This window comes from Methylophaga sp. (assembly GCF_048266885.1).
Classification (GTDB): Bacteria; Pseudomonadota; Gammaproteobacteria; order Nitrosococcales; family Methylophagaceae; genus Methylophaga.
In genome coordinates this window covers 1-16,398 of the sequence record NZ_JBLWYR010000010.1, presented here as the reverse complement: position 1 = coordinate 16,398, position 16,398 = coordinate 1, and the positions used below count along the sequence as shown (strand labels likewise).

Sequence of the window (16,398 nt, the reverse complement as noted above, 5' to 3'; positions counted from 1 at the left end):
AAATGTAGGTAGTGTTACCATCAGATTACAACAAATATATCCCATTTAAGTTTGGGTATGACCCAATTATTTTTATCCTGAACATTCAAAATTACTATCTTATTTAAAACCCACCGAGCGAACCATTCCACAACCGGAGGTAAAGCATGGAAAGACGAGATTTTCTGACGGCTATCGCAGGCACTGGCCTGGCATTGTCACCCTTACTTTCAGTAGCACAAGCGAAATCGGGTTCAGTAAGAGCACCCGAAGCATTACCCATGAATAGTGGCGGGTCCAAACGCTATCGTCCCAAATACCGTATTGGTTTGGGCGGCGCGATTGGATTGGGCAACATGCGTCGTGTATTAACTGAAAGAGAAGCGTTTGAACTGTTACAAACTGCTTGGGAGGAAGGCATTCGCTACTATGACACCTCGCCATGGTATGGATTAGGCATCAGTGAACGCCGACACGCTATGTTGCTTGCTGCTCAGGAATTAGGCTCGTATGAGATCTCTTCTAAAATTGGTCGCCTGCTAGAGCCGGACCCTGGCTACAACCATGAGGGTTGGAAAGGGGTTAACAATTTTAATTACAAATATGATTACAGCGCTTCCGGCACTCGCCGCTCTATCGAAGATAGTTTGCAACGTATGGGTGTGCCCAGTCTGGATATGGTGTTTATTCACGATTTATCGCCCGATAACGAAGATATGGGTGAGAACTGGAAAGACTACTTTCAGACAGCCCTAAAAGGCGCTATGCCAGAACTGAACAAAATGCGTGAGGAAGGCCTGATTAAAGGTTGGGGTATGGGTGTTAACACGATTCCTCCCGCTCGAGCCGCCATTGAGCAATCCGATCCTGATGTGATCCTTCTCGCGACACAATATTCGTTGCTTAAGCATGATGATGCGCTGAATCGTTTATTCCCACTGGCCGAACAACGTGATGTGTCGTTTGTGCTGGGCGCACCGCTTAACTCTGGTTATTTAGCCGGTAACAATTATTACAACTATAAAAAAGGTGCGCCCGAACACATCCATCAAAGGCGTGAGCAATATCTAAAGCTAGCAAAAGAAATGGATGTGGACTTACGCACAGCGGCTTTGCAGTTTTGTAATACACCCGATGTTGTCAGTGCCATCTTGCCCGGTGCTAGCAAACCTGAACATATTCGTGAAAATATGGCTTCGCTTTCCACCAACGTACCAAGCGAATTTTGGGAAGCAGCTAAACGACAAGGATTGATCGAGGACAATGCACCGGTTCCGTCTTAGCAAAATTTACCGCTCTTCATCTCGAAGCGTTAGCACTTCATAACCGTTTGAAGTCACCGCAATGGTGTGCTCCCATTGTGCAGATAACTTTTTATCACTGGTGACGACTGTCCAACCATCCTTTTTTACTTTCACTTTTGCCTTACCCTGATTAATCATTGGTTCAATGGTGAAGGTCATCCCTTCTTGCAACATCAAGCCTTTTCCCGGCTGACCAAAATGTAAAACCGTAGGTTCTTCGTGCATCTCCCGACCGATGCCGTGGCCACAGTATTCACGTACAACTGAATATCCATGCTTCTCGGCAAAGTGCTGAATCGCATAACCGATATCACCTAATGTTGCTCCAGGTTTTACGACTCGAATTCCTTCCCACATCGTTTCATAGGTTTTATTCACTAACCGTCGTGCTAATGGGCTGACTTCACCAATCATGTACATCTTACTGGAGTCAGCGATATAGCCCCCTTTTTCCAGTGTGATATCCACATTGATAATATCGCCCGATTTTAGTGTCTGGCTGTCGGAAGGAACTCCATGACACACAACATGATTAACTGAGGTGTTTAATACATACTGGTAACCATATTGCCCTTTACTTGCTGGACGAGCCATTAGCTGATCAACAATATATCTCTCGGCCAGATGGTTGATTTCCATTGTAGAGATACCAGCTTGCAAATGATTATCGAGATAACTGAAAACCTTTGTCAGCAGCCGCCCGGCTTCGCGCATCAATGTTAATTCCGCGGTTGTTTTCAAAGTGACCTTAGCCACCAACAATCTTCTTTATATCGACATCGGCATGCTTCATTTGTGCACGGATAATTTCAGAGAAAGACATGCTCGGGTTAGTCTCCGCCAGCATGCCTATTTTTATCCAATATTCCGCTTGAGCATTGATGGAGCGGACCATAACCGAGCTGGACTTTCGAATTTCTTCGTGTAGCTCTTCACTAATTTTAACGATACCCATTGCCTATCCAAACATACGAAACGTATACGGATCATATATTCTAGCAAGCGGTCTGTAAATCAAATTCGCTGGTTTATTATTTTCCGTTAAATTTGCATCATCACGATACCGGCCAGCGCAGCAGCAACCCCAGTCATTTGAACCCAAGTTGCTCGCTCTTTGAGTATTATAAAAGCGAGAATGGCTGTGGGAATCGGAGATAAAGCACCGGCAACTCCTACCACGGAAAGCATGCCTAAATTGGCAGCAATAACGAATGTAAGGGTGCCAAAAGTTTGGAACAGGCCAACCACCACGACTATCGGCAAATTGCTCCTATCAAAAAACAAATCAGGTTTCAGCACCGGGATCAAAACCGCGACAATCAATGCTGATGTAATAGTCGCTGACGCTGCTGGCCATAACGGAGAACTGGATTGGGCTTGCCCAAGAAAAACAAAGAAAAGCCCAAACCATAAACCCGCGCCTGTGGCTTGCAGAATGCTGCGATCATAAGCCAGAAATCCGCGTTGCAACGCATAAAATTTGGGTAGTATTGCCGGTTGCTTTACCTGTTTGAAGGCGTTTTCAGTTGTGTTTTTTTCGCCGCTACTGACCAAGGCAATGGCCATAACCACTAACATTATCCCTAATATTGCCATCGTCGAAGGACGCTCCCCCAGCCAATAACCAACCACAAAAGGAATAATGGCTGTCCACACACCCGTAACAGCTGCCACCACCCCCATCCTTCCATTAGATAGGGCACGATAATAGAGAATAAAGCCTGAACCGAGCGTGGCGCCTGCCGCCGCACCCCAAGCGAGATCGGTAAGATTTGGCATCCCTCCAAACATAACTGCCAACAAAGTAATGACCACCGATCCGATGGATTGTGAGTACAAGGTCAAAGTCATTGGAGACAATTTTCGCCCCACCAACCCACCGAGAAAATCGGCTATTCCAAAACTTAACGCGGTCAACAGACCGAAAAACAGCATCATAGAGTCTGCTCCAAACAGTTCAAAGGCAGTAAAGCGTTTAACCATCGATGGATAAAGCTATGGGGGCATTTTGGGTGAAATGATAGGTTACCGTATAGGTCTAAAGACCGATACCAGACTTAATGAGTACTACTTTCGAGTTTAATTGTGAGAAGCGGCTCCAGCATTGAGATGTTATGAACATACTGACAAATGTAATTGGCTAAACATACCCAGCTTATCTAAAAACCACTCACCTGCGACTTCACCGTTTTTTCAACAATGTCTAGCCGTTAAGCAATTGCTACATTGCACTCACACTCTGCGATTTGGAATTATGACCCACCGGATCTGCATATGGCTAAGCTTATTAGAGAAATCTCTCGTACGTTGTCGATATCGTGCTGGGTCATCGTGTAAAGGTCACACGATACAAGAAAGGCTGCTTCAGCTTTGCTACTCACCAAGCTGACATTGCAACATTCGACCAAGTAACTTCTGAGAGCCCGCTATATCAGGGAGAATGCAACAGTTCCGGGATAGTCAAAAAAATATGCATTGCGTCAATATGTTTTAATCCCTGATTTATATAAAGTCGTATATAAAAAAATAAAAGCCGAAATGAACTAAATCATTTCGGCTTTGGGCTTTTATTAAAAAAAAATGAATTTTTTAAGCTGTGATATTTTTTGTTCTTCGACGCAATGCCATCAAACCAAACAATGCTGGGGCAAACATAAATACAGCGGCTGGAACGGGTACTTCTGATGGAGGAGCAATTGCCGATGCACCAACAGTGAAGCCGTGCCAACCTTCTGAAAGATGAGTGAAGCTGAATGAGTCGAACAAGCCTTCCAGGATAATTACACCATGTAGCTCAGCAAAGGTGGTCGTCGAAAACCCTGTAGCGTCTGGGAAAATACTCGGCGATCCTGAACCATATTTACCAAGACCGATACTATCAAATTTAATTTTTGTATCGCCAAAATCTACATTGTTTGCATTCCAACTAACTAACGCAATGTAAGGATTTAAGACAGTTTCTGAAAATTTTATTTCGACTGTACCGCCAAGACCCAAACCAATAATTTCACGGGAGTCAGGTAAATTACTAACTGTTCCTTTGGTGTATGCATTACCCCACCAAGTATCTGCCGCACCAGATTCAATGAAGTAGGTATCAGAACTTGAGGTGAAGTCCACACCAACATTATCACCACCAAAAGCCATCGTTCCAGTAGCTGTTTTGTTTGATGTTTTTGTCCAGTCAGTCCAACCAATTGTTGCTGCATTTGCTGATATTGAGACCAGTGAGAGGGCTCCAAATAGAGTTGTTGCAATATGTTTAGGATTCATTATGTATTTCCATATTTTTGCAACTCAGCCATCTTCTAGCTCTGAAGATCTGAAGCTTTCCGTCCCTGATTCACATCAAGTTTGGCAATTTATAAATTGTGACTTAGCTCACAATTAAATTTAACTATATAACTAATTTATCGTCAATTTAAAATTAAGCACCCTCCTCATAAAGGAGGAAAATCTTCTTAGGAATTCATGATTAGCTTTTCAATTTTCATTTACAACAACTCTATTCCGGCCTGAATCTTTAGCGCTATAGAGCATACGATCCACACTTTGAAGTAAGCTTGCCTGAGTCTGATCTAATTCAAATTCGGTGACGCCAATACTGCATGTCAGAGAAATCTCAAATCCATCCTCTTTACAGAATTGATGCTGCTCAATATTTTTCCTAATGCGTTCTGCAAGCTTTCTTGCTTCCTCATTATTGGTCTCTGGTAATAATAAAAGAAATTCTTCACCACCATAGCGGCCTAATATATCCATGCTTCTACACGCATCTGACAATATGGTGGCAGCTTCAATTAAAACGGTATCACCATAAAGATGCCCAAACTTATCATTCACCTCTTTAAAATGATCGAGGTCGACCATCAATAAGCTCAGTTTATGTTGATATCGAACTGCTCGATCAATCTCTATAGCCAAACCATCCATTAATCCGCCACGATTCATTACGCCTGTGAGCGCATCAGTATGGGCTAAATGTTCAAGCTCTTTAGTACGGTCCAGTACTCGACGTTCTAATAGTTGATTGGCTTCTAACAACTCATGTTTCGCCTGAAGTAATGCCTCATTTTTAGTGCGAAACTCTTCATTATTCGGAATAGCGAGGGCCTTGGGGATCAATCGCCAGATCATGATGGCTGTTAAAATGGAAACAAGACCCGTAGTAAATTTCGCGATGCCTTCAATGTAATAAAATCCCTGCCAGATATTTACTAAAGAAATTAAATGGGTGACGCCACAGAGAAAAATGAATGCAGCAAACATGACAAATATCCAGTTAAAAGCGAGATCAGTCCTTTTTTTAACTAAATAAATCAGTGCGGTGGGGATAACAAAATAAGCTATGACGGTTAATACATCACCCATCACATGAAGAAATAAGAGATCGGGAAGCCATTTGAGACAATGTCCATGTGGCATAAAGTTGCCATCTAATAATTTATCGACAAACTCCATATCGCTCTCCGATAACATAGCGCCAATAATTCATACTCATCGGATAATGCAATGGCTGCGCTCAATAAAGGGAGCAAAAATGAATGCCTTGCCAAAATGTCATCCGCGTTAGATAAACTAATAACATAGTGCTGGAAGATTGGCATATATTTTTTGGCAAAATCGCTAAACTTGAAGTGTGTCGATGTGGATCTGTTTGATGATTTACCTCAAAATTAAACATCGTCCCAATTGGAAAAATGTTCTATCAGAAAATCAATCGCTAAGCGGGCACGAAGTGGCTGAAAATGGCGGTTTTTGTAAACGATCCAGCTGCTTGCCCCTTTGCCCCAAAATGGCTCAAGTATGGCGACAAGTTTGTTGCTTTTAATGCCCTCGTTAAAAGTGCTTTTAGGCATATACGCTATACCCAAACCTTGTTCACAGGCATTGGCGACCACATTGGCATTATTACTTCGCCAGCGACCTCTAACCCGAATATTCTTCTGATTTCCATCAACAGCAAATAACCAATGATCATTATTGGAAATGATGCAGCTGTGATTTTTTAACTGGTTTGGATGCGTTGGGGTGCCATACTGCTTTAAATACTCGGGACTGGCGGCAGCCATCATCGGACGGCTGATCAATTTACGGGCAATAAGGCTGGAGTCTGCTAACTCACCATAACGCACGGCAAAATCAACTTCGTCATCTACAAAATTAACCATTCTGCTATTAAAGTCTATTTCAACCGTCAATTGAGGATGTTGTTGAGCAAATGTCATTAGTGCAGGTGCAACAAAATGTTCTGCAAATCCACCAGCAGCACTTACTCTCAATGTTCCATTTAGCTGTAACTGTTGCTGATTGACCTGCTCATTCGCCTGCTGTAAACCAATCACCAGTTCTTTACATTGATGGTAATAGTCCGTGCCGTTTTCCGTTAAATTGACTTGGCGAGTCGAACGCGCCAGCAAAGCACACCCCAATCGCTCTTCCAGTCTGGCCACTTGCCGACTGACATGACTGGTACTGCATCCCAGTTGCTTGGCTGCTGCTGAAAAGCCACGAGATTCAGCAACCGCGACAAACTCAATGACTCCCTCAAAACTCTCCATTCAGCACCCTATTATTGCTATATAGCAATAGTGTTTACCATAAACAGCATATTATCAATTATATAGAAATATTTTAAAGTGACATCGTGGAAAAAAACATTCACTAACCATCCATTAAAAAAGGAATGATCATGAAAAAAATATTAATCCCAGTAACCAACCATCCCACGCTTGGCGATACCGACCAAGCAAATGGGACTTATGCACCCGAAATAACCCATGCGATCCATGTATTTACCGAACATGGCGTAGATTATGATATTGCCTCCATTAAAGGCGGCAAGGCACCCATCTATGGTACCGATATTGAAGATGATGCGGTGAATAACAATGTGCTGGGTAATGAAGATTTTCAAAACCGTATCAATAACACTATCCCGGTTTCTCAACTTAACATTGCCGATTACGATGCCATATTTTATCCCGGTGGTTTTGGTCTGTTATCCGATTTAAACACCAATGAGAGTTTTGCCAAGCTGGCGGCAACCCATTATGAGGATGGGGGAATTCTGGGTGCAGTATGCCATGGACCCGCCGGTCTTTTGCCGATTAAACTGTCATCAGGTGAATCCTTGCTTGCCAGTAAATCCGTGACGGGATTTACACGTGAAGAAGAAATTGACTACGGGACGATTGAGCATATCCCTTTTTTACTAGAAGAGGCGTTGACCCGAAAAGCGGCAAAATTCACCAAAGTACAACCTTGGCAAGTCTTTGTCATTGAAGATGGTCGTGTCATAACCGGTCAAAACCCGGCTAGTGCCCACGCAGTTGGAGAAGCCATTATCAAACAGCTTAGTGTGTAATAACACGTAAAATAGGCACCATTTTCAATCGAATTTGGTGCCTTCTTTTTAAGTGAGTAACTTTGGAAATCGATCTTGCTACCACCTTACCGCGTTGATTTCTTTACTGGTCCTCTGTCGGACCAGTAAAGAAATGAGGCGATCGATATCCAAACAAGTTCACTCTACTTATGTAATAGACGAGAGCCTGCCGGCGTCATCATTATCGTGCTTATTACATTCCATCTTCTGGCATTAGCGTTCGTTTTAAAAGATCGGCATCCGACTTGGTTTTCCATACTGGCCAATACTTTTCATATTTCTGCCTAACAGTTTCTTTATTCGCTTCGTACCAAGCCAACGACTTATCGGTGTTTTCAACCAATTTAGTATCCTTTAGCCAACCATCAAACTGGGGCATATCTGTGTGGAAATCGGCATTAGGATCATTTTTTATAGGCCACAGTGAAAATCTGGCAGCCCAAGCTCCCATTCTTGGTGTAGCGATACTGTAATAGTTTTTACCCGAACTCAGATCTGCTTCCATAAAATCCGCTGCTTCGGAAACGACCATAAATACATGCTTACCTGGAGTCGTTTTGTAGGAAACTTTTGTTCCATTAACAATTACCCCAATAAACTCTATATCGCCATTGGTCACTTCGTATAACGATGCGCTGATAGCACTTCCCACAAACGATGAGCGCATGAAAACAACTTGTGACTCATTATTTTGTGGTTTAAGTAATTCTTGCTGAGGTGCGACTACCATGGGATTTGATGCACAGCCAGCTAACAGGGTGATGGCGATAAGCAACAGGATTCTTTTAGTCATAGTGTGTCCTTACGTGACGTTTGTGGGAGTGAACAAATCAAGGGCTTAACCAGCCATCTCGATGTTGCAAATACTACTATTTCTTTATTGTCTTTGGGGAAAAAAATAAATGCAGGTGATTTGCCATGATGAAGTACAACTGCTGCTCGTGTAAGACCAATGGGTGAAGTCACGCCATATCATTACCGAGAGGAACTTCTAAGGCATGCCACGGCCCCAAGAGAAAGTCATCAGCCTAAAAACAAGGAGAATGATTCGATGTCATCTGATTCAGCAAAACACGCAACGCTCTATCGTATGGTCATGGACAAGCATGTTTGTCCGTTTGGTCTGAAATCTCTGGATCTGCTCAAGCGTGAAGGTTTCGAGGTGGAGGATAAATGGCTGACCTCCCGCGAGCAAACCGACGCATTTAAGCAGCAGCATAATGTGGAAACAACACCTCAAACGTTTATCAACGAAAAACGCATTGGTGGCTATGATGAACTTAGACGGCACTTCGGAAAGAATGTAAAGGCCAAGGACGAAACCAGTTACCAGCCAGTATTGGCGGTATTTGGCGTAGCCGCCCTACTGGCCTTGGCGATAAGCTGGATGCTGGGTGAAGGACTCTTGAATATCCGTACTGCCGAACTGTTTATCGCCATCAGCATGTGCATTTTGGCGCTGCTCAAATTGCAAGATGTTGAAAGCTTTTCGACCATGTTTCTCAACTACGACCTGCTGGCTCGTCGCGTCGTGCCCTACTCCTATGTATATCCTTTTGGTGAATTGTTGGCGGGTGTGCTGATGGTGGCTGGGGCAATGCTGTGGCTGGCTATCCCAGTAGCATTATTTATCGGTACGGTTGGCGCGGTGTCAGTACTTAAAGCGGTGTATATAGATAAACGTGAACTCAAATGTGCATGTGTGGGGGGTGGCAGCAAGGTACCACTGGGATTTGTATCGCTGACCGAAAACCTGATGATGATCGTAATGGGACTTTGGATGTTCAGGTACTTTTAAGACAAGCGTCATGCTGCAATAGATGTGATCAATTATGGTCAGCATCGGCTTAATCTATAGGAACTTATGAGGCGTGTCAGAACCCAAAAGACAAAGCCCTGAATATAAATTAGGAGAAAAACCAATGTCATCTGAGTCAACAAAACAAGCAACGCTTTACCGTATGGTCATGGCCGAGCAGGTCTGTCCTTATGGCCAGGAATCTCTAGAACTGCTTAAGAGTGAAGGTTTCGAGGTGGAGGATAAATGGCTGACTTCCCGCGAGCAAACTGACGCGTTCCAAGAGCAGCATGATGTAGAAACGACACCCCAGACATTTATCAACGGAAAACGTATTGGTGGACAAGACGAACTGAAACAATACTTTGGAAAGTAGTAAAGGCAAAGTACTTAGAGGCTCAGAAGGGCCAAAAGGAACACCCAACTAAGTAAAAGTGGGAGCTACCCTTTTATTCAATCAAACTTAAATTACGTTGACTGCCTTTTGTTCGCTCACCATCGGGGTCTACTTATGATTGTAAGATAAAGGATCACTTGAGCAGTGCGTCCAGTTCTTTTGTTAACCGGGTAATTTCAGTAGTGGCATGACCAGTGTTCTCGGCCAGTTTTTTGACCTCGGATGCAACGACAGCAAAACCTCGACCGGCGTCCCCTGCCCGCGCGGCTTCAATACTGGCATTCAAGCTAAGCAGGCGCAGGGTTTTCAACATATCCAAAATAGTTTGGGTTTGTTTGACGATGTCTGAGCTATGGCCTTCGACCTCTTCCATCCTAGATTGCCGTTCCAACTCCTGCATTTTCCGGGCTTGGATAGTGGTCACCACTCCTTCAAGAAACACCACTTGCTGATTCTCGTCAAATACTGGGCCGCCCTTCTCATTAACCCAGATAGGCTCTCCCATTTTGCATTTTAAGCGGTAATCAACATCCCAGTTCTTGTGTTGTTCGATAGCCGCCGCCACGGCATCATCGACAGCTTGTCCATCATCTTGGTGGATCAGGTTTACGTATGAGGTAAATTTGTTACCAATCAACTCATGGTGTTTATACCCAGTAAGCTCTTCAACATTGCCAAACATGTTAAGCATTGTGTAGTCATCGTCCATGCGGCAACGATACAAAAAGCCGGACATTCGGCTGGAAATACTTTCAAAGATGTTTTGGTCATCTACTGGAATTACATTAGGAAAGGCATTAAGGCTGCTCATAGGATCTCTTCTATTAATAGAGGTTGATAACGCCCGCATAAAACTTGCGGGGTATGAGCGTCGCCTTTGACGCCTTTATTCAGAGGTGGGAATTATGGAGACGGCTACTTCCCTATCCCTGTAAACAATAAATGAAGTTAATAAAGAAATAAACTCACATCACACAATCATGAATCATGTTGGCTGCCCCTTTATTCCCACCAAATCAGGCTCGACGTCATATTAGAACGACAGCTTTGAAGTTGTACCGACCATCAATCATTATCAGGCTCTAAAAGAAGCAACCAGAGACTTAAGTAAATCCAACGATGGCTCAGATGAAAAGGTTTGGCTTAGCTCCTTTATTATGCTGATGGGCAAATCCCACCATCTCAGCTCCAAAAGTAACTCTCTTATTTCCTCATCGAATCGGTATCTAATGTGTTTTGCAGGATTTCCACCGACAATTTCATAGGGAGCAACATCCTTTACAACGTGTGCGTTGGCAGCAATTACAGCTCCGCTTCCAATTGTTACGCCAGATACAATAGTTGAGCCATATCCAATCCAAACATCATGGCCGATGACGACGTCGCCATTACTAGCCGGATGCCCTTTTATTTCCCGACCTCCTAACTCATCAGCCATTTGATGACCAAATGGAAAGGTAGTGATCCAATCAGTTCGATGATTTGAACCAAGAAATATAGTGGTTTTCATCGCAATTGAACAGAAACTGCCTATCGTCAACGAAACGCTCTCGGCGCCGAATACCTCCAAGTACTCATAGCCATAGGTACATGGTCCAATTGTTACCTTGCTGTTTTCAATAACCCATTGCTGAGTATCCAAACTCGCCATGATATTTTTTACCCTTTAGGTTATTCAGGCCATTCTTACGGCATGCTGCATGTATTCAAAAAAATAATACATGAGCTTTATTTATAGTGCTGTTCTAAAGGGTAAAAAAACGTGATCTACAAAGCAACTACTCTTGGTCGGGCTCAGCTTGATTGTTTCTTAACTTAATTATAGTTAAACCTTAATCATCCTTATCACGTAACCACAATTGCCTTTCTTGTTCTTCTTCCAGGATCGCTTTAATTTCTAACATCACAGCATCCACATCTGCGGCTTGCGTGTCTTCTTCAAATAGGCCAGTGAGCTCTGTATCAGGTTGTAGTTCTCCATTCTCAAATAACGACCATATTTCTTTTTCAAAATGCGTTTTACGTAATTCTGGAGCGAACTGAGAATAGTAACGCGTCATATTTTGCACATCACGAGTTAACATGGCTTGTGCATTATTATTCGCCACTGCATTGACTGCCTGGGGCAGATCGATAATCACGGGACCATACGCATCGACCAGCACATTAAACTCTGATAAATCCCCATGGACTAAACCCGCACAGAGCATTTTTTTCACCGAATGCATTACCATCATGTGGTCTTCGATGGCTTGCTCGGCAGACATCGATACATCATTGAGGCGAGGCGCGACATCACCCTCCTCATCCGTAATCAACTCCATCAATAACACGCCGTTCATGCAATCGTATGGTTGAGGCACTCTCACACCGGCACTAGCAAGCAAATACAGGGCATCGACTTCGGCATTTTGCCAGGTCTCTTCTTGTTGCTGACGTCCAAACTTGGAGCCTTTTTCCATCGCCCGGCCCCGGCGACTATTACGTACTTTTCGTCCTTCCTGATATTGAACGGCTTTTTTAAAGCTACGCTTGACGGCGTCTTTATAGACCTTGGCACAGCGTATTTCATCACCACATCTCACGACATAGACATCGGCTTCTTTGCCACTCATTAAGCGACTAATCACCTCATCTACAAGGCCATCATCAACAAGCGGCTGAATTTGTTTTGGTATTTTCATTGTTCGATTTTTATCGCTCAGACGTATCCAGTAAAAGATACGGGTCAGTATAGACTACAGCCGATTGTTTAGAACGGCGAGGCCTGATGAAAGCATATTTTACAAAGCACAATTGAAGTTTACTTTAACCCAATCTAAGTGCCCAATTACCATTGTGATGTTGATTACAGTTCTCTTCAGAATCGTATGCGATATGATCACCAAGGCGTTTGAGCTTGATATCCATCATTTTAAATTCAGCTTCAATTAGGGATATCAATGCTTGGCTGTCATCTGATTGGAGGTAATTTTTCAAATTCTCGTTGGTATCAAATACACAAACCACCATTAAGCTATTTGGATAATCATCATAGTTCACCAAGTGCGTTAGCCACTGAAAACCAGCGATATCTTTTAATGCCTGCTCACATACATCGGTCAATTTTTGCCGAAGTTCGTTATCAATATTTTTATCCGTTTTACGCATAGTTCATATTCGGTCTAATGATTTAATAAAGGACTCTTAAGGAGAACAGATTGAGTTAACTGATGAGCTCTAGTCCCAAAAAAATCTGACGATTTTTACTGGCTTCGATTAACCTAAAACTGCTCAGGTTTTTCTTTCTGATATTATATGTTCCGTTCAATCGGCTTACATAGCCAATAAAAACCTCATCACGACTGCTATCAAATTTCAAATCAATAACATTAATGAGAGAGAAAGAATGAGTGAAAATTCCCCAACAAAAACATTTCAACAACGTGTCGATGAATTCATTGCCGTTGCGAATCAACAAGCAGCAGACAGCAGTGTAGACGACGTCAATACATCAATTCTATTTTCAGCCGCTCGCTTTAATGCTTTCAGCGTTGCCCGTTCTGTTGAGAGTGCAGAGAATCTACAAGCCGAAAAACAAGCCGCAATTGAATATTTCACCCAACGTTATGCTGAAATGCTAAATCAAAACCTTGAAGAACATATTGCCCGTTTTGATAGCTTTAGACAGAAATAATTAATCGATAAATTCTAAGACATAAAGCCCTGTTCATTCTAACAGGGCTTTTTGCTTATTGATGAATCAACCTGATTGCTTAACAGGAGTTTATTGAACACTCTCGGTACTATTTGGTAATTAACCACCAACTGCGTAGCAGCTTGAGATATCTGGCCATTTATCCTCCTTTATGGCGGTGTAGTGCCTCCAGAACTCATAGTCGATGGCCTTTAATTGGGCGGGGGTGTCTTCACGACGGTATCGTGCCAAGTGTCCCGGACCGCCGTTATAAGCGGCATAGGTTGCTTTTACCAAATTGTCTTCACCGCCAGGCTGTTCGTGCTCGCCTTTCCGAATCGCATAGTCAATCATGTAATGGGTCAGAATATCGATACCGGCGTTCACATTGTAATCGACCTCGTCAACGAGGCGGTCCAGATCGTAGACTTGTCGCCAAACTCGGCCGTTGATCTGCATCATGCCAACAGCTCCACCAGCTGAACGCAAAACTTTGGGCTCGCCATTAGAATCTACAAGCTGACGCCAGCAGGATTCTTTCCATGCTGTGGCACGAACCATAGGATCGAGTCGCTCTGCCATCATGTCCGGAATGCCATCATTTTTAGCCAGCCAGGCATTGGACTGTTCTTGCAGTAAGCTATCGACCAGCTCAAGGTAGTCAGTAAGATTATCCTTTCGCGGAAATAAGCCCTTTAATGCCTCAGCTGGTGAGATGCTGTCAGCATGAGCGGCCGGCAACAGCCAAGACCCTAACCAACTGGAAATTTGTCCCGTCAGTTCTACAGGAGTAAATACGGCCTCTTCTTTGGCATTTAGCCCAAATAAATCACGAAACTCTGGATCGACCTCCAAAGGCAAAGGTGTAAAACTCGGAGGCACCGATTCGGCGAGCAGCAATCGAGCAAGCCGACGCAGCCCATCACGGGTGATTTCAAATCCATACTCTGGCCCGAGGGCGTCGAGCGCACGCAAAGCGTCACCACCTGCTATAAACGTAGCAAGCTTGAAATCAGCATCCAAACCTGGAGTCTTCAGACGTTCAAGTTCGCTCATCAATGGCCGCAAGCTATCCCACGTCGACAGAAAAAGTTCTCGAACCGGATCATATTCAGGATCATCGACCGTCAGCGCCTCAGCAATCGCGTGTCGGGCGTCCAGCAGCACGGCGAGTAATTTAAGCCGTAAGGCACGGGACTCCGTCGAGTAAGCCAGCGCCGAAATAATGGTGGTCAGAAAGCCGTCTAACTCATCTTCAAGTGTTTGCCATTGAGCAAACTCGCTGTCATCCAAAATGGGTTCGGGCACTTGATCTGTAGGTTCAGGAGCCCGAACCTGGAAAGCCAGCCAGGCCCTGACGCCTGTTTCTTCAGTTTGCAGGCGGGTAATATGGGTTCGCTGAACCAGAGATGGCTCACCACCTTGCACACTACTCTGACCCAGCATTTGCACGATCAATCCATCAAGGCCGTTCAGTGGCCCGGCCAGGTCAATTTGCACGCTCTTCATGCGCGGCAGTATCAGCGTATCGGCAATGAGCTGAACGGGTTTACTCAAAAGGCCAGGGCTACTATCTGGGCGTAACAATACGATTGAATCAGGCACAAACTCTATGGCCTGTCCCGATGCCATAACCTGGGGAGTCAGTTTCAGTGCAAGACGGCCCTGCCATGGTTTCGGCCCCCGGCAAGCTCCGAGTACATAGGCACCGGTCGTGGCGGTCAATGCCATGCCTACAGATAATTGGGCATCCTCGGTCACCACCAGCATATCGGACAGCTCAATCCGATTGCATGGGTCGTTGCTAATGGTGCTCTGGCCATTCTCATCAAATTCAAGGGCGCGACTGATTGCAGTCTGGAGATGAGCGGTTTCAGCCAGCAAAGGGATTTCAACTTCGTCCGCAGACAGCACGTTCGAACTGTACAAGACGAAAAGCAGCCATCCAATATGTTTCATTCGATGTTCCAATGATTAAAGCGTGATAATTAAGGGTCAGGGCCCAATCCAGATGCTGACCTGTAATATTATGACGCGCTTTTTAGAGAAGTGTTATGAAATACTGCGGTCGTGCATATCAAGGCTTACTACCCTCTCAGAATATTAGTTAAGCATCAAATTTGAAACCAACTCTTCGCAATCTCGCGGCGCTTCAATTAGAGTGATCGGCATCTTTATGAGCACTCCTAACCTTTCCTAGTGTATCCGCAAGAATATTCATCTGCTATTTATCGCGATGCCTGATAACTCTCACATTGGTTACATTATGTTCTTGAAACTAAGACAGCTTTATCAGCGATGAAATGACTAACTATGAGACATGATTTGCGGAATTGAGATCAATGATCAGGCTATATTAAAAGCTGAACTGGATTCGCGATGCAGGCATAACAAATATCTATTTACACATTATTGACCAACATTATGCAGGAGCAATAAGTCCTCTCGACCGATTATCTTTCACCTAGTGATTACCACCATAACTGACAAGCAAGGATGCATTTATGTCAAAACAGATTCTTTTATCTTTAGCGATTTTGTTTCTCACCGTTCAAGTTTTTGTCGTTGAGGCAGAGACACCACCACAGGTTCAACTGGCAAACGTTTATGACCAGGATAATGTCAGTGACATTAGTAACTATTTGGTCAGTGAAAAATACGATGGGGTGCGTGCCATCTGGACAGGCAAAACACTGCTCACCAGGCAAGGCAACCCAATATCAGTGTAATAGCCCCCTTTTAAAACGGACACTCAATTATTAAGCGATAGGATTAGACCTATCTTTAAGGAGTGACTATGGAACGTATTGAAATTTTTACTGGCGAACAGCGTCGTCGTCGCTATACTCCGCAGGA

General features: G+C 43.9%; 18 protein-coding genes and 1 riboswitch. Of the genes, 6 read left to right on the top strand and 12 right to left on the bottom strand.

Annotated elements, in window-relative coordinates:
* Window positions 1-146: 146 nt before the first annotated feature.
* On the top strand, window positions 147-1,262 hold the full coding sequence (locus ACN0V2_RS06415; RefSeq protein ID WP_417549971.1) for an aldo/keto reductase: 1,116 nt from the start codon (window positions 147-149) through the stop codon (window positions 1,260-1,262).
* Window positions 1,263-1,268: 6 nt separating this feature from the next.
* On the opposite strand, the gene map is transcribed toward ACN0V2_RS06415, so the two are convergent.
* The 6 genes from map to ACN0V2_RS06385 form a co-directional block, all read right to left on the bottom strand.
* Window positions 1,269-2,039 (bottom strand): type I methionyl aminopeptidase, encoded by a 771-nt coding sequence (map, locus tag ACN0V2_RS06410; RefSeq protein WP_417549970.1) that lies wholly within the window; start codon window positions 2,037-2,039, stop codon window positions 1,269-1,271.
* Entirely contained in the window at window positions 2,032-2,238 is a 207-nt protein-coding gene (locus tag ACN0V2_RS06405) for a ParD-like family protein (RefSeq protein WP_417549969.1), read from the bottom strand. The genes map and ACN0V2_RS06405 overlap by 8 nt, the downstream gene beginning before the upstream one ends.
* An 86-nt stretch (window positions 2,239-2,324) precedes the next feature.
* Window positions 2,325-3,221 (bottom strand): EamA family transporter, encoded by an 897-nt coding sequence (locus ACN0V2_RS06400; protein ID WP_417549967.1) that lies wholly within the window; start codon window positions 3,219-3,221, stop codon window positions 2,325-2,327.
* Between the two features lie 651 nt (window positions 3,222-3,872).
* The gene (locus ACN0V2_RS06395) at window positions 3,873-4,556 is read right to left on the bottom strand and encodes a VPLPA-CTERM sorting domain-containing protein (protein WP_417549966.1); all 684 of its coding nucleotides are present in this window, start codon (window positions 4,554-4,556) and stop codon (window positions 3,873-3,875) included.
* Window positions 4,557-4,571: 15 nt separating this feature from the next.
* Window positions 4,572-4,652, bottom strand: a riboswitch (cyclic di-GMP riboswitch).
* 114 nt (window positions 4,653-4,766) lie between these two features.
* On the bottom strand, window positions 4,767-5,744 hold the full coding sequence (locus ACN0V2_RS06390) for a GGDEF domain-containing protein (RefSeq protein WP_417549965.1): 978 nt from the start codon (window positions 5,742-5,744) through the stop codon (window positions 4,767-4,769).
* 215 nt (window positions 5,745-5,959) lie between these two features.
* On the bottom strand, window positions 5,960-6,844 hold the full coding sequence (locus ACN0V2_RS06385) for a LysR family transcriptional regulator (protein WP_417549964.1): 885 nt from the start codon (window positions 6,842-6,844) through the stop codon (window positions 5,960-5,962).
* Window positions 6,845-6,975: 131 nt separating this feature from the next.
* On the opposite strand from ACN0V2_RS06385, the gene ACN0V2_RS06380 reads away from it, so the two are divergent.
* Entirely contained in the window at window positions 6,976-7,650 is a 675-nt protein-coding gene (locus tag ACN0V2_RS06380) for a type 1 glutamine amidotransferase domain-containing protein (protein ID WP_417549963.1), read from the top strand.
* 214 nt (window positions 7,651-7,864) lie between these two features.
* On the opposite strand, the gene ACN0V2_RS06375 is transcribed toward ACN0V2_RS06380, so the two are convergent.
* A complete protein-coding gene (locus ACN0V2_RS06375; protein ID WP_417549962.1) occupies window positions 7,865-8,464 on the bottom strand; it encodes a hypothetical protein in 600 nt (199 codons plus the stop codon).
* 258 nt (window positions 8,465-8,722) lie between these two features.
* On the opposite strand from ACN0V2_RS06375, the gene ACN0V2_RS06370 reads away from it, so the two are divergent.
* Both ACN0V2_RS06370 and ACN0V2_RS06365 read left to right on the top strand, forming a co-directional pair.
* Window positions 8,723-9,469, top strand: coding sequence for a MauE/DoxX family redox-associated membrane protein (locus tag ACN0V2_RS06370; RefSeq protein WP_417549961.1), 747 nt, complete (start codon window positions 8,723-8,725; stop codon window positions 9,467-9,469).
* 124 nt (window positions 9,470-9,593) lie between these two features.
* Window positions 9,594-9,845 (top strand): glutaredoxin, encoded by a 252-nt coding sequence (locus ACN0V2_RS06365; protein ID WP_417549960.1) that lies wholly within the window; start codon window positions 9,594-9,596, stop codon window positions 9,843-9,845.
* Window positions 9,846-9,999: 154 nt separating this feature from the next.
* On the opposite strand, the gene ACN0V2_RS06360 is transcribed toward ACN0V2_RS06365, so the two are convergent.
* From ACN0V2_RS06360 to ACN0V2_RS06345, 4 genes are all read right to left on the bottom strand, one after another.
* A complete protein-coding gene (locus ACN0V2_RS06360; RefSeq protein WP_417549959.1) occupies window positions 10,000-10,677 on the bottom strand; it encodes a methyl-accepting chemotaxis protein in 678 nt (225 codons plus the stop codon).
* A 264-nt stretch (window positions 10,678-10,941) separates the two neighbouring features.
* Entirely contained in the window at window positions 10,942-11,517 is a 576-nt protein-coding gene (locus ACN0V2_RS06355) for a CatB-related O-acetyltransferase (RefSeq protein ID WP_417549958.1), read from the bottom strand.
* Window positions 11,518-11,698: 181 nt separating this feature from the next.
* Window positions 11,699-12,550 (bottom strand): PA4780 family RIO1-like protein kinase, encoded by an 852-nt coding sequence (locus tag ACN0V2_RS06350; protein ID WP_417549957.1) that lies wholly within the window; start codon window positions 12,548-12,550, stop codon window positions 11,699-11,701.
* A 124-nt stretch (window positions 12,551-12,674) separates the two neighbouring features.
* Window positions 12,675-13,016, bottom strand: coding sequence for a Fis family transcriptional regulator (locus ACN0V2_RS06345; protein WP_417549956.1), 342 nt, complete (start codon window positions 13,014-13,016; stop codon window positions 12,675-12,677).
* A 142-nt stretch (window positions 13,017-13,158) separates the two neighbouring features.
* Between ACN0V2_RS06345 and ACN0V2_RS06340 the strand changes: the two genes are divergently transcribed.
* Window positions 13,159-13,542 carry a DUF3144 domain-containing protein gene (locus tag ACN0V2_RS06340; protein ID WP_417550059.1) on the top strand — a complete coding sequence of 128 codons (384 nt, stop codon included), beginning with the start codon at window positions 13,159-13,161 and terminating at the stop codon, window positions 13,540-13,542.
* Window positions 13,543-13,662: 120 nt separating this feature from the next.
* Here ACN0V2_RS06340 and ACN0V2_RS06335 read toward each other — a convergent pair whose 3' ends face one another.
* The gene (locus tag ACN0V2_RS06335; RefSeq protein ID WP_417549955.1) at window positions 13,663-15,501 is read right to left on the bottom strand and encodes a lytic transglycosylase domain-containing protein; all 1,839 of its coding nucleotides are present in this window, start codon (window positions 15,499-15,501) and stop codon (window positions 13,663-13,665) included.
* A gap of 545 nt (window positions 15,502-16,046) precedes the next feature.
* Between ACN0V2_RS06335 and ACN0V2_RS06330 the strand changes: the two genes are divergently transcribed.
* Window positions 16,047-16,271 carry a hypothetical protein gene (locus ACN0V2_RS06330; protein WP_417549954.1) on the top strand — a complete coding sequence of 75 codons (225 nt, stop codon included), beginning with the start codon at window positions 16,047-16,049 and terminating at the stop codon, window positions 16,269-16,271.
* Window positions 16,272-16,398: the final 127 nt, after the last annotated feature.

Bases quoted from the DNA above. Each gene is read 5' to 3' on its own strand.
- ACN0V2_RS06415 (WP_417549971.1), top strand. From the start codon at position 147: ATGGAAAGACGAGATTTTCTGACGGCTATCGCAGGCACTGGCCTGGCA.
- ACN0V2_RS06405 (WP_417549969.1), bottom strand. From the start codon at position 2,238: ATGGGTATCGTTAAAATTAGTGAAGAGCTACACGAAGAAATTCGAAAG.
- ACN0V2_RS06400 (WP_417549967.1), bottom strand. From the start codon at position 3,221: ATGATGCTGTTTTTCGGTCTGTTGACCGCGTTAAGTTTTGGAATAGCC.
- ACN0V2_RS06395 (WP_417549966.1), bottom strand. From the start codon at position 4,556: ATGAATCCTAAACATATTGCAACAACTCTATTTGGAGCCCTCTCACTG.
- ACN0V2_RS06390 (WP_417549965.1), bottom strand. From the start codon at position 5,744: ATGGAGTTTGTCGATAAATTATTAGATGGCAACTTTATGCCACATGGA.
- ACN0V2_RS06385 (WP_417549964.1), bottom strand. From the start codon at position 6,844: ATGGAGAGTTTTGAGGGAGTCATTGAGTTTGTCGCGGTTGCTGAATCT.
- ACN0V2_RS06380 (WP_417549963.1), top strand. From the start codon at position 6,976: ATGAAAAAAATATTAATCCCAGTAACCAACCATCCCACGCTTGGCGAT.
- ACN0V2_RS06375 (WP_417549962.1), bottom strand. From the start codon at position 8,464: ATGACTAAAAGAATCCTGTTGCTTATCGCCATCACCCTGTTAGCTGGC.
- ACN0V2_RS06370 (WP_417549961.1), top strand. From the start codon at position 8,723: ATGTCATCTGATTCAGCAAAACACGCAACGCTCTATCGTATGGTCATG.
- ACN0V2_RS06365 (WP_417549960.1), top strand. From the start codon at position 9,594: ATGTCATCTGAGTCAACAAAACAAGCAACGCTTTACCGTATGGTCATG.
- ACN0V2_RS06360 (WP_417549959.1), bottom strand. From the start codon at position 10,677: ATGAGCAGCCTTAATGCCTTTCCTAATGTAATTCCAGTAGATGACCAA.
- ACN0V2_RS06355 (WP_417549958.1), bottom strand. From the start codon at position 11,517: ATGGCGAGTTTGGATACTCAGCAATGGGTTATTGAAAACAGCAAGGTA.
- ACN0V2_RS06350 (WP_417549957.1), bottom strand. From the start codon at position 12,550: ATGAAAATACCAAAACAAATTCAGCCGCTTGTTGATGATGGCCTTGTA.
- ACN0V2_RS06345 (WP_417549956.1), bottom strand. From the start codon at position 13,016: ATGCGTAAAACGGATAAAAATATTGATAACGAACTTCGGCAAAAATTG.
- ACN0V2_RS06335 (WP_417549955.1), bottom strand. From the start codon at position 15,501: ATGAAACATATTGGATGGCTGCTTTTCGTCTTGTACAGTTCGAACGTG.
- ACN0V2_RS06330 (WP_417549954.1), top strand. From the start codon at position 16,047: ATGTCAAAACAGATTCTTTTATCTTTAGCGATTTTGTTTCTCACCGTT.